The organism is Streptomyces armeniacus (assembly GCF_003355155.1).
Taxonomy (GTDB): domain Bacteria; phylum Actinomycetota; class Actinomycetes; order Streptomycetales; family Streptomycetaceae; genus Streptomyces; species Streptomyces armeniacus.
Map to the genome: position 1 here is coordinate 2,090,537 of NZ_CP031320.1, position 14,179 is coordinate 2,104,715.

General features: G+C 72.3%; 14 protein-coding genes. 10 read left to right on the plus strand and 4 right to left on the minus strand.

Annotated elements, in window-relative coordinates; genetic code table 11:
- Window positions 1–38: 38 nt before the first annotated feature.
- Window positions 39–953, minus strand: coding sequence for an SDR family oxidoreductase (locus DVA86_RS09175; RefSeq protein ID WP_208877276.1), 915 nt, complete (start codon window positions 951–953; stop codon window positions 39–41).
- 298 nt (window positions 954–1,251) lie between these two features.
- Between DVA86_RS09175 and DVA86_RS09180 the strand changes: the two genes are divergently transcribed.
- Window positions 1,252–1,773: a DUF4240 domain-containing protein gene (locus DVA86_RS09180; RefSeq protein WP_208884533.1), complete on the plus strand. Its 522-nt coding sequence runs from the start codon at window positions 1,252–1,254 to the stop codon at window positions 1,771–1,773.
- Window positions 1,774–1,910: 137 nt separating this feature from the next.
- On the opposite strand, the gene DVA86_RS09185 is transcribed toward DVA86_RS09180, so the two are convergent.
- Complete coding sequence (locus tag DVA86_RS09185) at window positions 1,911–2,456, minus strand: GNAT family N-acetyltransferase (RefSeq protein WP_208877277.1); 546 nt, start codon at window positions 2,454–2,456, stop codon at window positions 1,911–1,913.
- Between the two features lie 51 nt (window positions 2,457–2,507).
- Between DVA86_RS09185 and DVA86_RS09190 the strand changes: the two genes are divergently transcribed.
- The 4 genes from DVA86_RS09190 (at window position 2,508) to DVA86_RS09205 (ending at window position 6,416) form a co-directional block, all read left to right on the plus strand.
- Window positions 2,508–3,398, plus strand: a complete 891-nt coding sequence (locus DVA86_RS09190) for a TIGR01777 family oxidoreductase (protein ID WP_425470791.1) — start codon at window positions 2,508–2,510, stop codon at window positions 3,396–3,398.
- 344 nt (window positions 3,399–3,742) lie between these two features.
- Entirely contained in the window at window positions 3,743–5,218 is a 1,476-nt protein-coding gene (locus DVA86_RS09195) for an FAD-dependent oxidoreductase (RefSeq protein WP_245996446.1), read from the plus strand.
- Window positions 5,219–5,416: 198 nt separating this feature from the next.
- Complete coding sequence (locus DVA86_RS09200; protein ID WP_208877279.1) at window positions 5,417–5,806, plus strand: hypothetical protein; 390 nt, start codon at window positions 5,417–5,419, stop codon at window positions 5,804–5,806.
- Window positions 5,807–5,966: 160 nt separating this feature from the next.
- Window positions 5,967–6,416, plus strand: a complete 450-nt coding sequence (locus DVA86_RS09205; RefSeq protein WP_208877281.1) for a VOC family protein — start codon at window positions 5,967–5,969, stop codon at window positions 6,414–6,416.
- A 141-nt stretch (window positions 6,417–6,557) separates the two neighbouring features.
- On the opposite strand, the gene DVA86_RS09210 is transcribed toward DVA86_RS09205, so the two are convergent.
- Window positions 6,558–8,222, minus strand: coding sequence for an NsdA family TPR-like regulatory protein (locus DVA86_RS09210; RefSeq protein WP_208877283.1), 1,665 nt, complete (start codon window positions 8,220–8,222; stop codon window positions 6,558–6,560).
- Window positions 8,223–8,426: 204 nt separating this feature from the next.
- Here DVA86_RS09210 and lipB point away from each other — a divergent pair, with 204 nt between their 5' ends.
- The 4 genes from lipB to DVA86_RS09230 all read left to right on the plus strand — a co-directional run bounded on the left by lipB (window position 8,427) and on the right by DVA86_RS09230 (window position 11,401).
- Window positions 8,427–9,227, plus strand: a complete 801-nt coding sequence (gene lipB, locus DVA86_RS09215) for a lipoyl(octanoyl) transferase LipB (protein ID WP_208877285.1) — start codon at window positions 8,427–8,429, stop codon at window positions 9,225–9,227.
- Window positions 9,228–9,299: 72 nt separating this feature from the next.
- Window positions 9,300–10,241, plus strand: coding sequence for a lipoyl synthase (lipA, locus tag DVA86_RS09220; RefSeq protein ID WP_208877287.1), 942 nt, complete (start codon window positions 9,300–9,302; stop codon window positions 10,239–10,241).
- Window positions 10,242–10,438: 197 nt separating this feature from the next.
- On the plus strand, window positions 10,439–10,609 hold the full coding sequence (locus DVA86_RS09225; RefSeq protein ID WP_208877288.1) for an SCO2195 family GlnR-regulated protein: 171 nt from the start codon (window positions 10,439–10,441) through the stop codon (window positions 10,607–10,609).
- Window positions 10,610–10,711: 102 nt separating this feature from the next.
- Window positions 10,712–11,401: a DUF4191 domain-containing protein gene (locus tag DVA86_RS09230; protein ID WP_208877290.1), complete on the plus strand. Its 690-nt coding sequence runs from the start codon at window positions 10,712–10,714 to the stop codon at window positions 11,399–11,401.
- 193 nt (window positions 11,402–11,594) lie between these two features.
- On the opposite strand, the gene DVA86_RS09235 is transcribed toward DVA86_RS09230, so the two are convergent.
- Window positions 11,595–12,065, minus strand: coding sequence for an RDD family protein (locus DVA86_RS09235; RefSeq protein ID WP_208877291.1), 471 nt, complete (start codon window positions 12,063–12,065; stop codon window positions 11,595–11,597).
- A gap of 225 nt (window positions 12,066–12,290) precedes the next feature.
- Between DVA86_RS09235 and glnA the strand changes: the two genes are divergently transcribed.
- Entirely contained in the window at window positions 12,291–13,706 is a 1,416-nt protein-coding gene (glnA, locus tag DVA86_RS09240; protein ID WP_208877292.1) for a type I glutamate--ammonia ligase, read from the plus strand.
- Window positions 13,707–14,179 lie beyond the last annotated feature (473 nt).

A 14,179-nucleotide genomic window follows, 5' to 3' on the forward strand; every position in this document is an offset into this window, starting at 1 on the left:
GAGCCCCGCCGGGACGGGGCCGAGACGGGACGGGGGGCTCAGCGGTAGCCGGTGGTGTCCGCCGGCTTCCCGGCCTGTTCCACCTCCTCGATGTACCGCCAGGCGTCCGGCTGCGAGCCGTCGGTGTCCGTGAAGCCGTACACCTGCGCGAGCCCGCCGCTGGACAGCGAGCTCCCGTGGAACCGCCCGCGGTCCGGGTCGGAGGCCAGCGCGGCGAGGGCGCGGCCGACGTAGACGGGGCTCTCGGAGATCGCGAAGTGCGGGTTCTGCTCGCAGCCCGCGCGCCAGTTCTCCTCGGTCACCTTGAAGTGCGTGTCGAGCATCGCCTCGGAACGCAGCCAGCCGGGTGTCAGGCAGACCGCCGTGACGCCGTACTCGTCCAGTTCGCCCGCCAGCCCGCGGATCATCCGCAGCGGCGCGTACTTGGCCAGGTCGTAGTAGAACGGCTCGCGGTAGCGCTGGTTGTACTCCTCGGTGCCGTCGGTGACCTCGACGAGCAGGCCGCCGCGCCGCCTGATGAGCAGCGGGAGCGCGTACCGGTTGGTGACGATGTGCGACTCGACGCCGAGCCGCAGGACGCGCAGCCCGTCCTCCAGGTCGTGCTCCCACATCTTCTTGCCCCACTGGACGAACCGGTCGCCGCCCCACAGGTCGTTGGCCAGGATGTCCAGCCGGCCCTGCTCGCGGTCGATCCGCTCGGTCAGCGCCCGTACCTGCTCGGGCTCCAGGTGGTCGGTCGGCACGGCGATCCCGGTGCCGCCCGCCTCGGTCACCAGCTCGGCCGTCTCCTCGATGGTCTCGGTGGCCCGGCCGACCTCGCTCACGTGGTCGCGGGTGGTGCGCCCGGTCGCGTACACCGTCGCACCGGCCCGGCCCAGCTCCACGGCCATCGCCCGGCCCGCCGCCCGCGTCGCGCCCGCGACCAGGGCGATCTTTCCTTCGAGCTCCCGCACTGTCTCCGCCTCTCCTCGTCGTCACCGCGTACGCGCGTGCGCCGTATGCCCGTACGCGCGTGCGCCGTGCGTACGGCCCGCGTACGCACGGCAGTGACTGTGCCAGCGATACCCGACATCCTGTGTCCGGCTTTCCGTACGTCCCACGGGTGCCGCGTACGGGTGCGCCGAGCGCGTCCGTACGGTGCCGCCGACGACGCTCGTACGGGTGCCGCCGACGGCCGCTCCATAACGACACAGCCGCATCTGACGCGCTCCGCGTGCGGCGCCGGGTGTCAGGGACGATGCTTGTGCCGTGATGGACGAGACCGAGTTCTGGGAGCACGTGGACAGTGCCCGCGAGGCCGCCGAGGGCGACCCCGAGGAACAGGCCGACCTGCTCGTCGAGCGGCTGACCCAGCTCGACCCGGAGGCCGTGGCGGTCTTCGCCCGGCACTTCGAGTCCCGTTTCAACCGCGCGTACCGCTGGGACCTGTGGGCGGCCGCCTGGATTCTGCTGGACGGGGCGAGCGACGACGTCTTCGACGCGTTCCGCTGCTGGCTGATCGGGCAGGGCCGGGAGGTGTTCGAGAGCGCCGCGCACGACGCCGACTCGCTCGCCGGCCTCCTCGGGGACTTCGACCCGGAGCTGGACGGCGAGGCGGAGGACCTGGGGTACGCGGCCGACGAGGCGTACGACCAGCTCACCGGCACCGAACTGCCCGACCTCGGGCTGCCCGAGCCGCCCGAGGAGCCGGAGGGCGTGCCGCTCGACCTGGAGGACGACCGCGCCCTGGCGGAACGGCTGCCGAAGCTGTGGGACCGCTTCCGCGAACGCTGAGGCGGCGTCGCGGGGCGCGCCGGGTTGCCGGAGGGCGGCCGTACGGGTGTCAGGGCGTCACGGCGTCACGGCGTCACGGCGTCACGGCGTCACGGCGTCACGGCGTCACGGCGTCACGGCGTCACGGCGTCACGGCGTCACGGCGTCAGCCAGCGTCCCATCAGCACGTCGTCCACGTACGCCCCTTCGAGCCGGAACTCCCCCGGCAGCACGCCCTCCACCGCGAAACCAGCGGCGGCGTACAGCTGCCGCGCGGGCAGGTTGTGCCCCAGCACGCGGAGCGTGAGCCGCAGCACGCCCTCCGCGCGCGCCCGTTCGCACGCGGCGTCCAGCAGGGCGCGGGCGATGCCGCGGCCGCGCGCGGACTCGTCGACCAGGAGGCCCTGGATCTGCCGTACGTGCGCGTTGCTGGGCAGCGGTACGGGCTGCACGACCCGTACGTAGCCCGCGAGCCGCCCCCGTACGGTGCGTCCGGCGCGTACGGGACCGGCGCCGTCCGGCGGCAGTTCGGCCACCAGGAACTGCTCCGGGGTGTGCGAGCGGTCGAAGAACGGCGCGTACGGCGGCTCCGGCCGCGGCCCGATCGCGTACATCGCCGACCAGCCGTTCCGGTCCAGCGCGGCGAGCGCGTCCTCGTCGGCGGGCTCGGCGGGGCGGATGGTGAACGGCGCGGCCAGGGTCATGCGGCTCACCTTGCCTCGCCCGCTGTTCACACGTCCACCACAATAGGCGCCATGCGTATCGCGGTTACCGGCTCCACCGGGCTCATCGGCACGGCTCTGCTCGCCTCCCTCCGCGCGGACGGGCACGAGACAGTACGGCTCGTACGGCGCTCCGCGCGCGCGGGCGACGAAGTGGAATGGGACCCCGGACGCAGGTATGTCGACACGGCGGGCCTCGTCGGCTGCGAGGCCGTCGTCCACCTGGCGGGCGCCGGCGTCGGCGACCGGCGCTGGACGAAGGCGTACAAGCGGGAGCTCTACGACAGCCGCGTCGACGGCACCACCGCCATCGCCGAGGCCGTCGCGGCCCTCGACCCGAAACCGCGCACCCTCCTCGTCGGCACGGCCGTCGGCTACTACGGCGACACCGGCGACCGCGCCGTCGACGAGAGCGCGCCGCCCGGCACGGGCTTCCTGGCGGACCTCTGCCAGGACTGGGAGCGCGCCGCGCGGCCCGCGGCGGAGGCGGGCGTACGGACGGTGTACGGGCGCACGGGGCTCGTCGTGGCCCGGCGCGGCGGTGCGTGGGGGCGGCTCTTCCCGCTGTTCAAGGCGGGGTTGGGCGGACGGCTGGGGAACGGGCGGCAGTTCTGGAGCCACATCGCGCTGCACGACCACATCGCGGCCCTCCGGCACATCCTGGACACGGACACGCTGGAGGGGCCGGTCAATCTCACCGGCCCGGAACCCGTCACGAACCGCGAAGTGACCGCCGCCATGGGCCGGGTGCTGCACCGGCCGACGCTGTTCACGGCACCGGCACCGGCGCTGCGGCTCGCCCTCGGGGAGTTCGCGGAGGATGTGCTGGGCAGTCAGCGGGTGCTGCCCGCACGGCTGCTGGACTCGGGGTTCACGTTCGCGTTCCCGGGGATCGACGAGGCGATCAGGGCGGCGCTGGACTGACCGTACGCGGGCATACGGCTGTGTGCGGCCCGTACCGGACGCCAACTACGCCCGTACGGTGCGCAGGAGCGGCACCGTACGGTGCCGGAACGTGCCGCGGCGCGCCGACGCCCCAGGGCGCCCCGCGCACGCCGGTCGTACGCCCGTTGTGCGACTCCCGTGCGCTCATTGCGCTCCCGTGCCCCACTCCCGATCATCGCGCTACTGACAGCGATCCCTCAACTGCATAGGGTCTATGCGGACTTGGGTATTCCTCGCGCTTGCCTGGGCATGAGGTCAACGGGACTTCCATGTCCCCGCTGGCCGAAAGCCCTACTGTCGCGCGCCGACCACGGGGAGGGCACGTGCTCACCAGCAGCGCACGCACACGCCGTACGAACACCTCGGATGCCGATGTGGTGATCGTGGGCGCGGGCCTCGCGGGTCTCGCCGCGGCCCACCACCTCACCAGTGCGGGGCTGGCGGTGGTCGTGCTCGAAGCCCAGTCACACGTCGGCGGCCGGATGGCGACCGACCACGTCGACGGCTTCCGGCTGGACCGCGGCGCCGGACTGCTGTGCTCCGACTGGCCGGAGCTGGCCGGGCTGCCCGGCCTGGGCCTCGGTTCCGCCCTGGCGCTGCGGCCGTTCACGCCGGGCGCCCTGATGCGTACGGGCGACCGCTGCCTGCCCGTCGGCGACCTGCGGGCGGGCACGGGGCGGCACGCACGCGCCGTACGGCAGGGGCGGGAGGGGCGCCAGGGGCGCGTGCCGTACCCGTACTCGTACGCGTACCAGATGCGGAGCACGAAGCAGGCGCTCAGCGCGGCGCGTTCGTTCGGCGGCGGACGCGGACTGGGGCGTACGGCCCGCACCACCCGTACGACCATGAGCGACGCGCTCGACCTCGCCCGGCTGCGCGCCGGGTTCGCCCGGCTGGCCAACACCCCCGCCGAACGACTGCGGGCCCGCGCCGAACTCCCCGCCGGCGAGGCCCTGTCGGCGCGAGGGCTCCCGACCCGTACGGCCGACACGCTCGTCGGGCCGCTGCTCGCCGCCCTGTTGTGCGATCCGGAGCTGACGACGTCCAGCCGCGTCGCCGATCTGGCGCTGCGCAGCTTCGTACGCTCCGGCCTGTGCCTGCCCGCGGGCGGCGCCTCCACACTGCCCGAACTGCTCGCGGCGGGGCTGCCGAAGGGCACCGTACGGAGGGGCGTACGTGCCACCTCCGTCGCGGCCAACGCCGTGAACACGGACGGCCACGGCGTCCTCGGCTGCCGCGCCGCACTGATCGCCACGGGCGCGCGGGACGCGGCGCGGCTGCTGCCGGGGCTGCGCGTCCCGGACTTCCACCCCGTGACGGTCCTGCACCACGCCGCGCAGGAACCGCCGATGACCGCGCCCGCGCTGGTCGTCGACGCCGACCGGCACGGGCCGGTCTCGCACACGTGGGTCACCTCGGCGGTGGACCCGTCCCGGGCACGCCCCGACCGGACGCTGATCAGCTCGGTGGTGCTCGGCCCGGCCGCCGCCGACCCGGTCGGCCCGCTGGACAAGGCCGCCCGTACCCAACTCGCCGAGCTGTACGGCGTTCCGACGGACCGCTGGGAGCTGCTGCGCAGCCACCACGACCCGCGCGCCGTGCCCGCGATGCCGACGCCGCACGACGGGCGGCGGCCCGTACGGGTGCTGTGCGGGCTGTACGTGTGCGGGGACCACCGCGACACGTCCAGCACCCAGGGCGCGCTGTCCTCGGCCCGGCGCGCGGCCGTCGAGGTGCTGCGCGACTTCGGGCTGCGGACGGCGGGCGTCGGGGAGCGGGAACTGCTCGCGGTCGCGTGACGGGCTGACGCGAAGGGCTGACGCGAGGGGCGGGTGCGGCGGCCCGTGCGGCCGTTTCCGGTGGGTGCTCATGGGGCGCGCGGGAGGGGGCGTTGCGGAGCGCGTAACTCCGCTGCGACCAGGGCGTCTTGTCAGTGGGCGGCGATAAGCTGGAAGCAGTTCACAGCCGCGGAAGTCCATGGCCCATGGAGGTCCCTGATGGCCACTGTCCGCCCACTGACGAGCCGTCCCCAGACAACCCGTCCCGCGACAAGAACCGTTCCGGCAAAGGCCGTTCGGCCGGAGGCCCTCCGGTCGGCGTTCGTGCCCGCGCGGTCCGGTCCGGCAGGATCCGTGCCCGCGCGGTCCGTGCCCAAGGTGCCGCTGCCCGCCGGGCAGCCGCGCGAGTGGTACGAGACGCACAACCGGCAGCTCAAGGCGATGCGGCTGGCGATAGCCCTGCTCGACTCGGGGGTTTACACCCCGGAGCGGGCCACCGACCAGAGGATCAGCGGCACCGCCGCCCGTATCGGCGTACGCCCGCCGTCACGCGCCACGTGCCGCCTGGTGCGCTCGCTGCTGCCCGCGGCGCGCGACAGCGCGCGGTAGGCCGCGCTGCGGGCGCGTACGGCCGCCATGCGTGCGCGGGGGCGTACGGCGGTCGTACGCACCGTGGATTGTCAGACCCCTCGTGCAGGATCGTCGTCGGGGCCCGCTCCGCCGGCCCCGGCTCCCGTCCACGCGGGGGTCTTTTCCACGGGAGGCGTTCATGGCGACCACGATGCAGCTGTCGATCGACTGCGCGGACCCGGAGTGCCTTGTGCGCTTCTGGGCGACCGCGCTCGGATACGTGGCGGAGGCACCGCCGGAAGGCTTCCCCGACTGGCGGGCGTACTGGCTGCATCACGGCGTGCCCGAAGAGGAGCTCGGCGACGGCGACTGCGCCGACTCGGTGGTCGACCCGGACGGCGTCGGCCCGCGGCTGTGGTTCCAGCAGGTGCCCGAGGGCAAGTCCGTGAAGAACCGGCTGCATCTCGATCTGAAGGTGGGCGGCGGCCTCTCCGTCCCGCTGGAGACCCGCAGACAGCGGGTCGACGCCGAGGTGGAGCGTCTGCTGGCGGCGGGCGCCAGCAGACAGCGCGTGCTGTTCACCGAGGGCTCCGACCACTACGGGGTGACGATGCAGGACCCGGAGGGCAACGAGTTCTGCCTGTGCTGACGTCCGGCCGCGCACCGCGGCGGTGCGGCGGTGCGCGGCGGCGCCGGCCGGGAGGCACGGGGCCCGGTGCCGACCGGGAGGCCGGGGCCCCGTTCGGTGCCGGGCCTGGCCAGGCCAGACCAGGCCAGGCCAGGAGCGGTGTCAGCCCAGGGCGGCCACCCGGTCCCGGTAGCCGCGTACGGGCGCCGCGTCGCGGTACGGCTCGAGCCGGCGCTCGAAGTCCCGTACGTACTCGTGCGCGCGGGCCGAGCGCATCTCCGCCGCCTGCTGGGCGGCCTCCGCGCCCAGCGCACACGCCTGCTCCACCTCGCCCAGCGCCAGCCGCGCCGTCGCCAGCACGACCCGGCAGAAGAGGCGGCTGCGCGCGTACCCGGCACCGCGCAGCTGGAGCGACCGTTCGGCGTGCTGCGCGGCCGCCCGGTACTGCTGGAGGTCTCGGTGGCAGTGGCCGAACTCGTCGGCCAGCTGCGCCTCGTCGAAGAACCGCGCCCACTGCGGCACGTCCTCCCCCGGCCGGGCCGTCTCCAGGGCCCGTTCGGCCCGCGCCAGGGAGGTCGTACAGGCCCGCACCTCGTTCAGCACGCCGTGCCCGCGTGCCTCCGCCGCGTGCAGCAGCGCCTGCACGACGGGTGGCGCCGCCGCGCCGACGCCCTGCTGCGCCACGCGCGCGAGCTGCACGGCCTCCCGGCCGTGCCCGAGGTACACGGCCTGGCGGCTCATCGTGACCAGCACGTAGCTGCCGTACGCGCGGTCGCCCGCGGCCTGTGCCAGCCGCAGCGACTGCACGAAGTAGCGCTGGGCGAGACCGTGCGCGGCGATGTCGTACGACGTCCACCCGGCCAGCCGGGTCAGGTCCGCGACGGCCGCGAAGAGCCGCCGCCCGGCCTGCTCGCCGTAGACGCCGCGGAGCAGCGGCTCGGCCTCGTGCTCCAGATACCGGACCAGGGCCTGCCGGGCGTGGCCGCCGCCGAAGGCGTGGTCGAGGGCGCGGAAGAGGTCGCCGACGGAACGCAGGGCGGCGATGTCCCCGTTGGTGACACGCTGGCCGGGGCCGCGTTCGATGCGGTCCAGCAGCGGTGTCGGCGGCACCGGCGCACGCACCTGCCCGACGCCGCCGGGACCGCCGGGACCGCCCGGACCGCCCTGCCCCGGAACGGCCGCGCCGCCGGGCGCGCGCCCCGGGACCGGCGTGCCCGTTCCGCGTGCCTGTGCGGGCACCCGTACGGGCGTCTCCCCCGGCCGCGGGGTGCCGTCCGCCCGGCCCCCGGCGCCCGGGCCTGCTCCCGCGCCGGGCCCGGCGCCCGTACCGGAACCGGCACCGGCGCCCGGCTCCGGGCCGCGGGCGACCCGGTCGTCGGGCCGCCCGATGAGCCAGTCGCGGCTGGGCACCACCAGCCCGGCCGGGGTGAAGGCGATCTTGCGCAGCTCGGCGTGGCTCCCGGAGTCCTTCCGCCACAACCCGCTCACGATGTCCACGGCCTCGGCGGGCGTCGCGGCGAACTCCAGTCCCGCGTAGACCGGAGCGCACGCGTCCAGCCCCAGGTCCTGCGCGGACAGCCGCCGCCCCAGCCTGCGTGTGAACACCTCCGCGATCAGCGCGGGCGTCGTCCCGCGTGGCTGCTGACCGCGCAGCCAGCGGGTCACGGAAGTCTTGTCGTACCGGAGGTCGAGACCGTGCTCGAGGCCGAGCTGGTCCACGCGCCGGGCGAGACCGGCGTTGGAGAACCCGGCCTCGGCGATCAGTGCTGCGAGCTGGCGGTTGGGAGTGCGCTGCTGGGTTGAGCCCCCAGGTCGTTCCGTCGTCATCAGCTTTACGGTCTCCTGCCTCACGGCTTGCGGCAGACGCCGGGGCGCCCTGTTGGAACGGCGCGAATGTAATGGCCAGCGGCACACTCCTCGCCCCCTCCGACCGCGTATTCATCCATACGTGTGAGGAGGCTCCCGGCGGCCACCACTCCCCCGGCCACCCGTACAGTGGCTCTCGTGCGCGACAGACGTGAAGGAGCTGCCATGGGCGAGTTGCGCTTTGTGACGCTGGGACTGGGCGCGGAGGCGGTCGAGTACACCGAGGCGCTGGCCGAACAGCGCCGCGTGCACGCCGCCCGCTTCGCGGACGAGGTCCCGGACACCTGTCTCCTGCTGGAACACCAGCCGGTGTACACCGCGGGCCGTCGTACGGAGGACAGCGAGCGCCCGTTGGACGGCACCCCGGTGGTGGACGTCGACCGCGGCGGCAAGATCACCTGGCATGGCCCCGGACAGCTGGTCGGCTATCCGATCCTCAAACTGCCGCGCCCCGTCGACGTCGTCGCGCACGTCCGCCGCATCGAGGAGGCGCTGCTCGGCGTCTGCGCCGAGTTCGGCCTGGAGACGACCCGTATCGAGGGCCGCAGCGGCGTGTGGGTGCTCGGCGACCCGGTGGCGGAACGGCAGTCGCCCGGCGGCGGCACGGACGGGCTCGGCGGGCTGTCGCTCGACTTCGACCCGCGCACCGACGACGAGTTCGACTCGCGGCTCAGCGGCCCCGAGTACGCCCCCTCCAACGCGGGCCAGCGCGGCGAGGACCGCAAGCTGGTCAACATCGGCATCCGCGTCGCCAAGGGCGTCACGATGCACGGCTTCGCGCTGAACTGCGACTCGGACAACACCTCGTACGACCGCATCGTGCCGTGCGGCATCCGGGACGCGGGCGTCACGTCGCTCTCGGAGGAGCTGGGCAGGAATGTTCCGGTGACGGAAGTGCTTCCCGTAGTGGAGAAGCACCTGCGTGCGGTGCTCGAGACGGCAGTCCCACTGCCCCGCGCCGTCTGAGCCGCACAAGCACAGGCGTACGCTGGTGCACGCCGATGAATCGAAAGTACGAAGGTACGTAGGGAGCCGGACGTGTCCGCTGTCGCACCCGACGGTCGCAAGATGCTCCGCCTGGAGGTCCGCAACAGCGAGACCCCCATCGAGCGCAAGCCCGAGTGGATCAAGACCCGCGCGAAAATGGGCCCCGAGTACAACGCGCTGCAGAGCCTCGTGAAGCGCGAGGGCCTGCACACGGTGTGCCAGGAAGCGGGCTGTCCGAACATCTTCGAGTGCTGGGAGGACCGCGAGGCCACGTTCCTCATCGGCGGCGAGCAGTGCACCCGGCGCTGCGACTTCTGCCAGATCGACACCGGCAAGCCCGCCGAGCTGGACCGCGACGAGCCGCGCCGCGTCGCCGAGTCCGTACAGCAGATGGAGCTCCGGTACGCGACGATCACCGGCGTCGCCCGCGACGACCTCGACGACGGCGGCGCCTGGCTGTACGCGGAGACCGTCCGGCAGATCCACGCGATGATGCCGGACACCGGCGTCGAGCTGCTGATCCCGGACTTCAACGCCGTTCCGGAACAGCTCGCCGAGGTCTTCTCGTCCCGCCCCGAGGTGCTCGCGCACAACGTCGAGACGGTGCCCCGGATCTTCAAGCGCATCCGGCCCGCGTTCCGCTACGAGCGCTCCCTGGAGGTCATCACCAAGGCGCGCGAGGACGGGCTGGTCACCAAGTCCAACCTGATCCTGGGCCTCGGCGAGACCCGCGAGGAGGTCAGCCAGGCACTGCGCGACCTGCACGGCGCGGGCTGCGAGCTGATCACCATCACCCAGTACCTGCGCCCGACGCCGCGGCACCACCCCGTCGAACGCTGGGTCAAGCCGCACGAGTTCGTGGAGCTGCAGGAGGAGTCGGAGGAGATCGGCTTCGCCGGTGTCATGTCCGGACCGCTGGTGCGCTCCTCGTACCGGGCGGGCCGGCTGTACCAGCAGGCGGTCGCGGCGCGGAGCGGCGCGCGGGTGGCGTGAGCGGGTGGCGTACGGGCCTGGTGTGCGGATCCGGTGTACGAGCCTGGCGTACGGGCCCGGCGTACGGCTGCTGCTGGGCAGGTCGCGTGAGCTTCGCCTCAGGAGCCGTTGCTGGTTTGACCCCCCTGACATCCGCTGGTAACACCGTTCTGTGATGGTGGAATCACCCATCGCTGCCACTCGGAGGGGACGATCTGATGCGTACGACGCTGCGCGCGCTGGAGGGACTGCTGCTGAGCGGCGGACAGCGGACCGCGCGCCGTAACGCCTGGACGGCGGTCCTCGACGACCGCCGCCGGGCGACGGCACGGGCCGAGGCCCAGCACGTACTGGAGACCCGCAAGCCGGTCGCACGCCCCGGCACGTAGCCGCCGTTCCCGGGGCCCCGGCCGCTGCCACTTCCCGGGGGACAACCCCCGAACCCCCGGCCGGGACACCCGCCCTCGGCGGGGACACGTAAACTTCCTCCTATGGCGAGGAAGGAAACATCCGAGAATCCAGGGCGGCTCAAGCAGATCGCCCTGACGTACAAGATGACCCGGCGTGCTGACCGGTGGATCGGCTGGATTCTTGCCGGCGTGGGGCTCGTCACCTTGGGCGTCCTCCTCGCGTTCGGCTTCTGGATCGGGCACCCCGTCTATCTGGGCATCCTGGGCTTCCTGCTGGCCTTCCTCGCGATGGCGATCGTCTTCGGACGGCGCGCGGAGCGGGCGGCGTTCGGGCAGATGGAAGGCCAGCCGGGCGCCGCGGCCGCGGTGCTGGAGAACATCGGGCGCGGCTGGAACGTGACGCCGGCCGTCGCGATCAACCGCCAGCAGGACGTCGTTCACCGCGCCGTCGGCAAGGCGGGCATCGTGCTCGTCGGCGAGGGCAACCCGAACCGCGTCCGCTCCCTGCTGGCATCCGAGAAGAAGCGGATGGCGCGGGTCGTCTCCGACGTCCCGGTGCACGACCTGATCGTGGGCAACGACGAGGGCCAGGTCGAGCTGAAGAAGCTGCGGTCGAAGATGCTCAAGCTGCCGCGCGTGCTGGCGGGCGGGCAGGTCACCGAGACCAACGACCGGCTGCGGGCGATGGGCGACCTGATGAAGAACATGCCGATCCCGAAGGGCCCGATGCCCAAGGGCATGCGGCTGCCGAAGGGACAGGGCGGCCGCTGAGCCTCCGGGCGGCGGCAGCGAGGACGAGGGTACGGGCGCGCGGCGCCGTGTCGGTCACGTACGGGCACGGGTACGCGCGCCCGTCTGCGTGTACGCGGGGCGGGCGCGCGCCTCAGCTACGGCAGCGGGGTCTCACGTCCGGTCAGCCCCGGCAGCGGGGTTTCACATACGGGGTCTCACGCCCGGACGGGTCTCACATACGGACCTGCACCGCGCCCGCGAGCCGGTCGTGCAGGCCACGGCCGTCGCGGTCCCAGACGAGCGCGGGGAGCGCGAGGCCCAGCAGGACCGTACGGACCAGGACGCGCCACGGCACGAGCCTCCCGGCCCCGTCCGCGGCGACGACGCGCAGCCCGAGCAGCCGCTTGCCCGGCGTGCACCCCACCGTGCCCACGGTGAGCAGGCTCATCACCAGGAAGACGCCGAGCGTCCAGGTGTCCGCGGCCGACAGGTCACGGCCGGACAGCAGACCGTAACCGATGACGGCAGCCAGCCCCCAGTCGATGAAGATGGCCCCGAACCGCCGCCCGAGCGGCGCGATCGAGCCCGTTCCCTCGCGTGGGAGGCCGAGGCGCTCCCCGCGGTAGCCGAAGTCCGCGCCCATGTTCTCGGCTGTGGCGCGCGGGCCGGAGAGCCACGATCCGATCGCTTCCCTGTTGTCCACGCATCAACGGTATCGCGGCGAAAAACGACCTTGCCGGCCGGAGTGCCCTGACGTGCGCTCGGCCAGGGGTGCGAGCCGGTTAACATCGGCGAAACAAATGGGTCATGCCCGAGAAATGCCCTCTGCCTATGGTCGGGCGTCAGCGCGGCTCGTACAGGCAAGGTACAGGCTGAGCGCTCCAAGGCAGCAAGCCCGTCCCCTCGCGGCGGGACTAGGAGGAGTTGGATGTTCCAGAACGCCGACGAGGCCCAGGGGTTCATCGCGGACAACGATGTGAAGTTCGTCGATGTCCGCTTCTGTGATCTGCCGGGCATCATGCAGCACTTCACGATTCCGGCCGAGACCTTCGACCCCGGCGAGAGCCTGATGTTCGACGGCTCGTCGATCCGCGGCTTCCAGGCCATCCACGAGTCCGACATGGCGCTCGTACCGGACCTGTCGACGGCCCGTATGGACGCGTTCCGCAAGGACAAGACGCTCAACATCAACTTCTTCATCCACGACCCGATCACCGGCGAGCAGTACAGCCGCGACCCGCGGAACGTGGCGAAGAAGGCCGAGGCGTACCTCGCCTCCTCCGGTGTCGCCGACACCGCCTTCTTCGGCCCCGAGGCCGAGTTCTACGTCTTCGACGACGTGCGCTTCGAGACGAAGGCGAACGCCGGCTACTACCACATCGACTCCGAGGCGGGCGCCTGGAACACCGGCGCCATCGAGGACGGCGGCAACCGCGGCTACAAGGTCCGCTACAAGGGCGGTTACTTCCCCGCCCCGCCCGTCGACCACTTCGCGGACCTGCGCGCCGAGATCTCCCTCGAGCTGATGAAGAACGGCCTCCAGGTCGAGCGCCAGCACCACGAGGTCGGCACGGCCGGCCAGGCGGAGATCAACTACAAGTTCAACACGCTGCTCGCCGCGGCCGACGACCTGATGCTCTTCAAGTACATCGTGAAGAACGTCGCCTGGCGCAACGGCAAGACCGCCACCTTCATGCCCAAGCCGATCTTCGGCGACAACGGCTCGGGCATGCACGTCCACCAGTCCCTGTGGAACGGCGGCGAGCCCCTCTTCTACGACGAGCAGGGTTACGCGGGCCTCTCCGACACCGCCCGCTACTACATCGGCGGCATCCTCAAGCACGCCCCGTCGCTGCTGGCCTTCACGAACCCGACGGTCAACTCGTACCACCGCCTGGTCCCCGGCTTCGAGGCCCCGGTCAACCTGGTCTACTCGCAGCGCAACCGCTCGGCGGCGATGCGTATCCCGATCACGGGTGCGAACCCGAAGGCCAAGCGCGTCGAGTTCCGCGCCCCGGACCCGTCCTCGAACCCGTACCTCGCCTTCTCGGCCCTGCTCCTCGCGGGCCTCGACGGGGTCAAGAACAAGATCGAGCCGGCGGAGCCGATCGACAAGGACCTCTACGAGCTCGCCCCGGAAGAGCACGCGGGCGTCCCCCAGGTCCCCACCTCCCTCCCGGCGGTCCTCGAGGCCCTCGAGTCGGACAACGAGTACCTCCAGGCGGGCGGGGTCTTCACCTCGGACCTCATCGAGACCTGGATCGACTACAAGCGGACGAACGAGATCGCACCGATGCAACTGCGTCCGCACCCGCACGAGTTCGAGCTGTACTTCGACATCTAAACCGAAGGAAGCCGGTCGACCCGGCCTCCGACGGTGATTGACCTCCGGTGACCCGCGGAAACGCCCTCTGGCGTCTTCCGCGGGTCACCGTTCGTTTCCGCCGTGGGCACACTCCCAACAAGGGACCGGCGCAGGGCTTCTGCAATCCACCGTTACTCTCCCCGGTATCGACAGCCGAGTCGGTACTGGCACGCACCGCACTCGGGGAGTTGCGGAACATGAGACATGGGCCAGCGGAGCAGGAGTGTCGCGTAGGCGGGCGTTGACGCACGAGAGAAAGCCGGGAACCTGATGAGTCGTCAGACGCAATACGGGGATCGCACTGCCTCGGATGGGACCGGGGACACCGAACGGGTACGGCAGCTCGGCGAGTCGCTGCTTGGCGACCTGCGACCCGGTACGCGGATCGCGGACATGTGTGTACGTGACGTGCAGGTATGGATCTTCTACCGCCTGAACGAGGGCGAGGACGC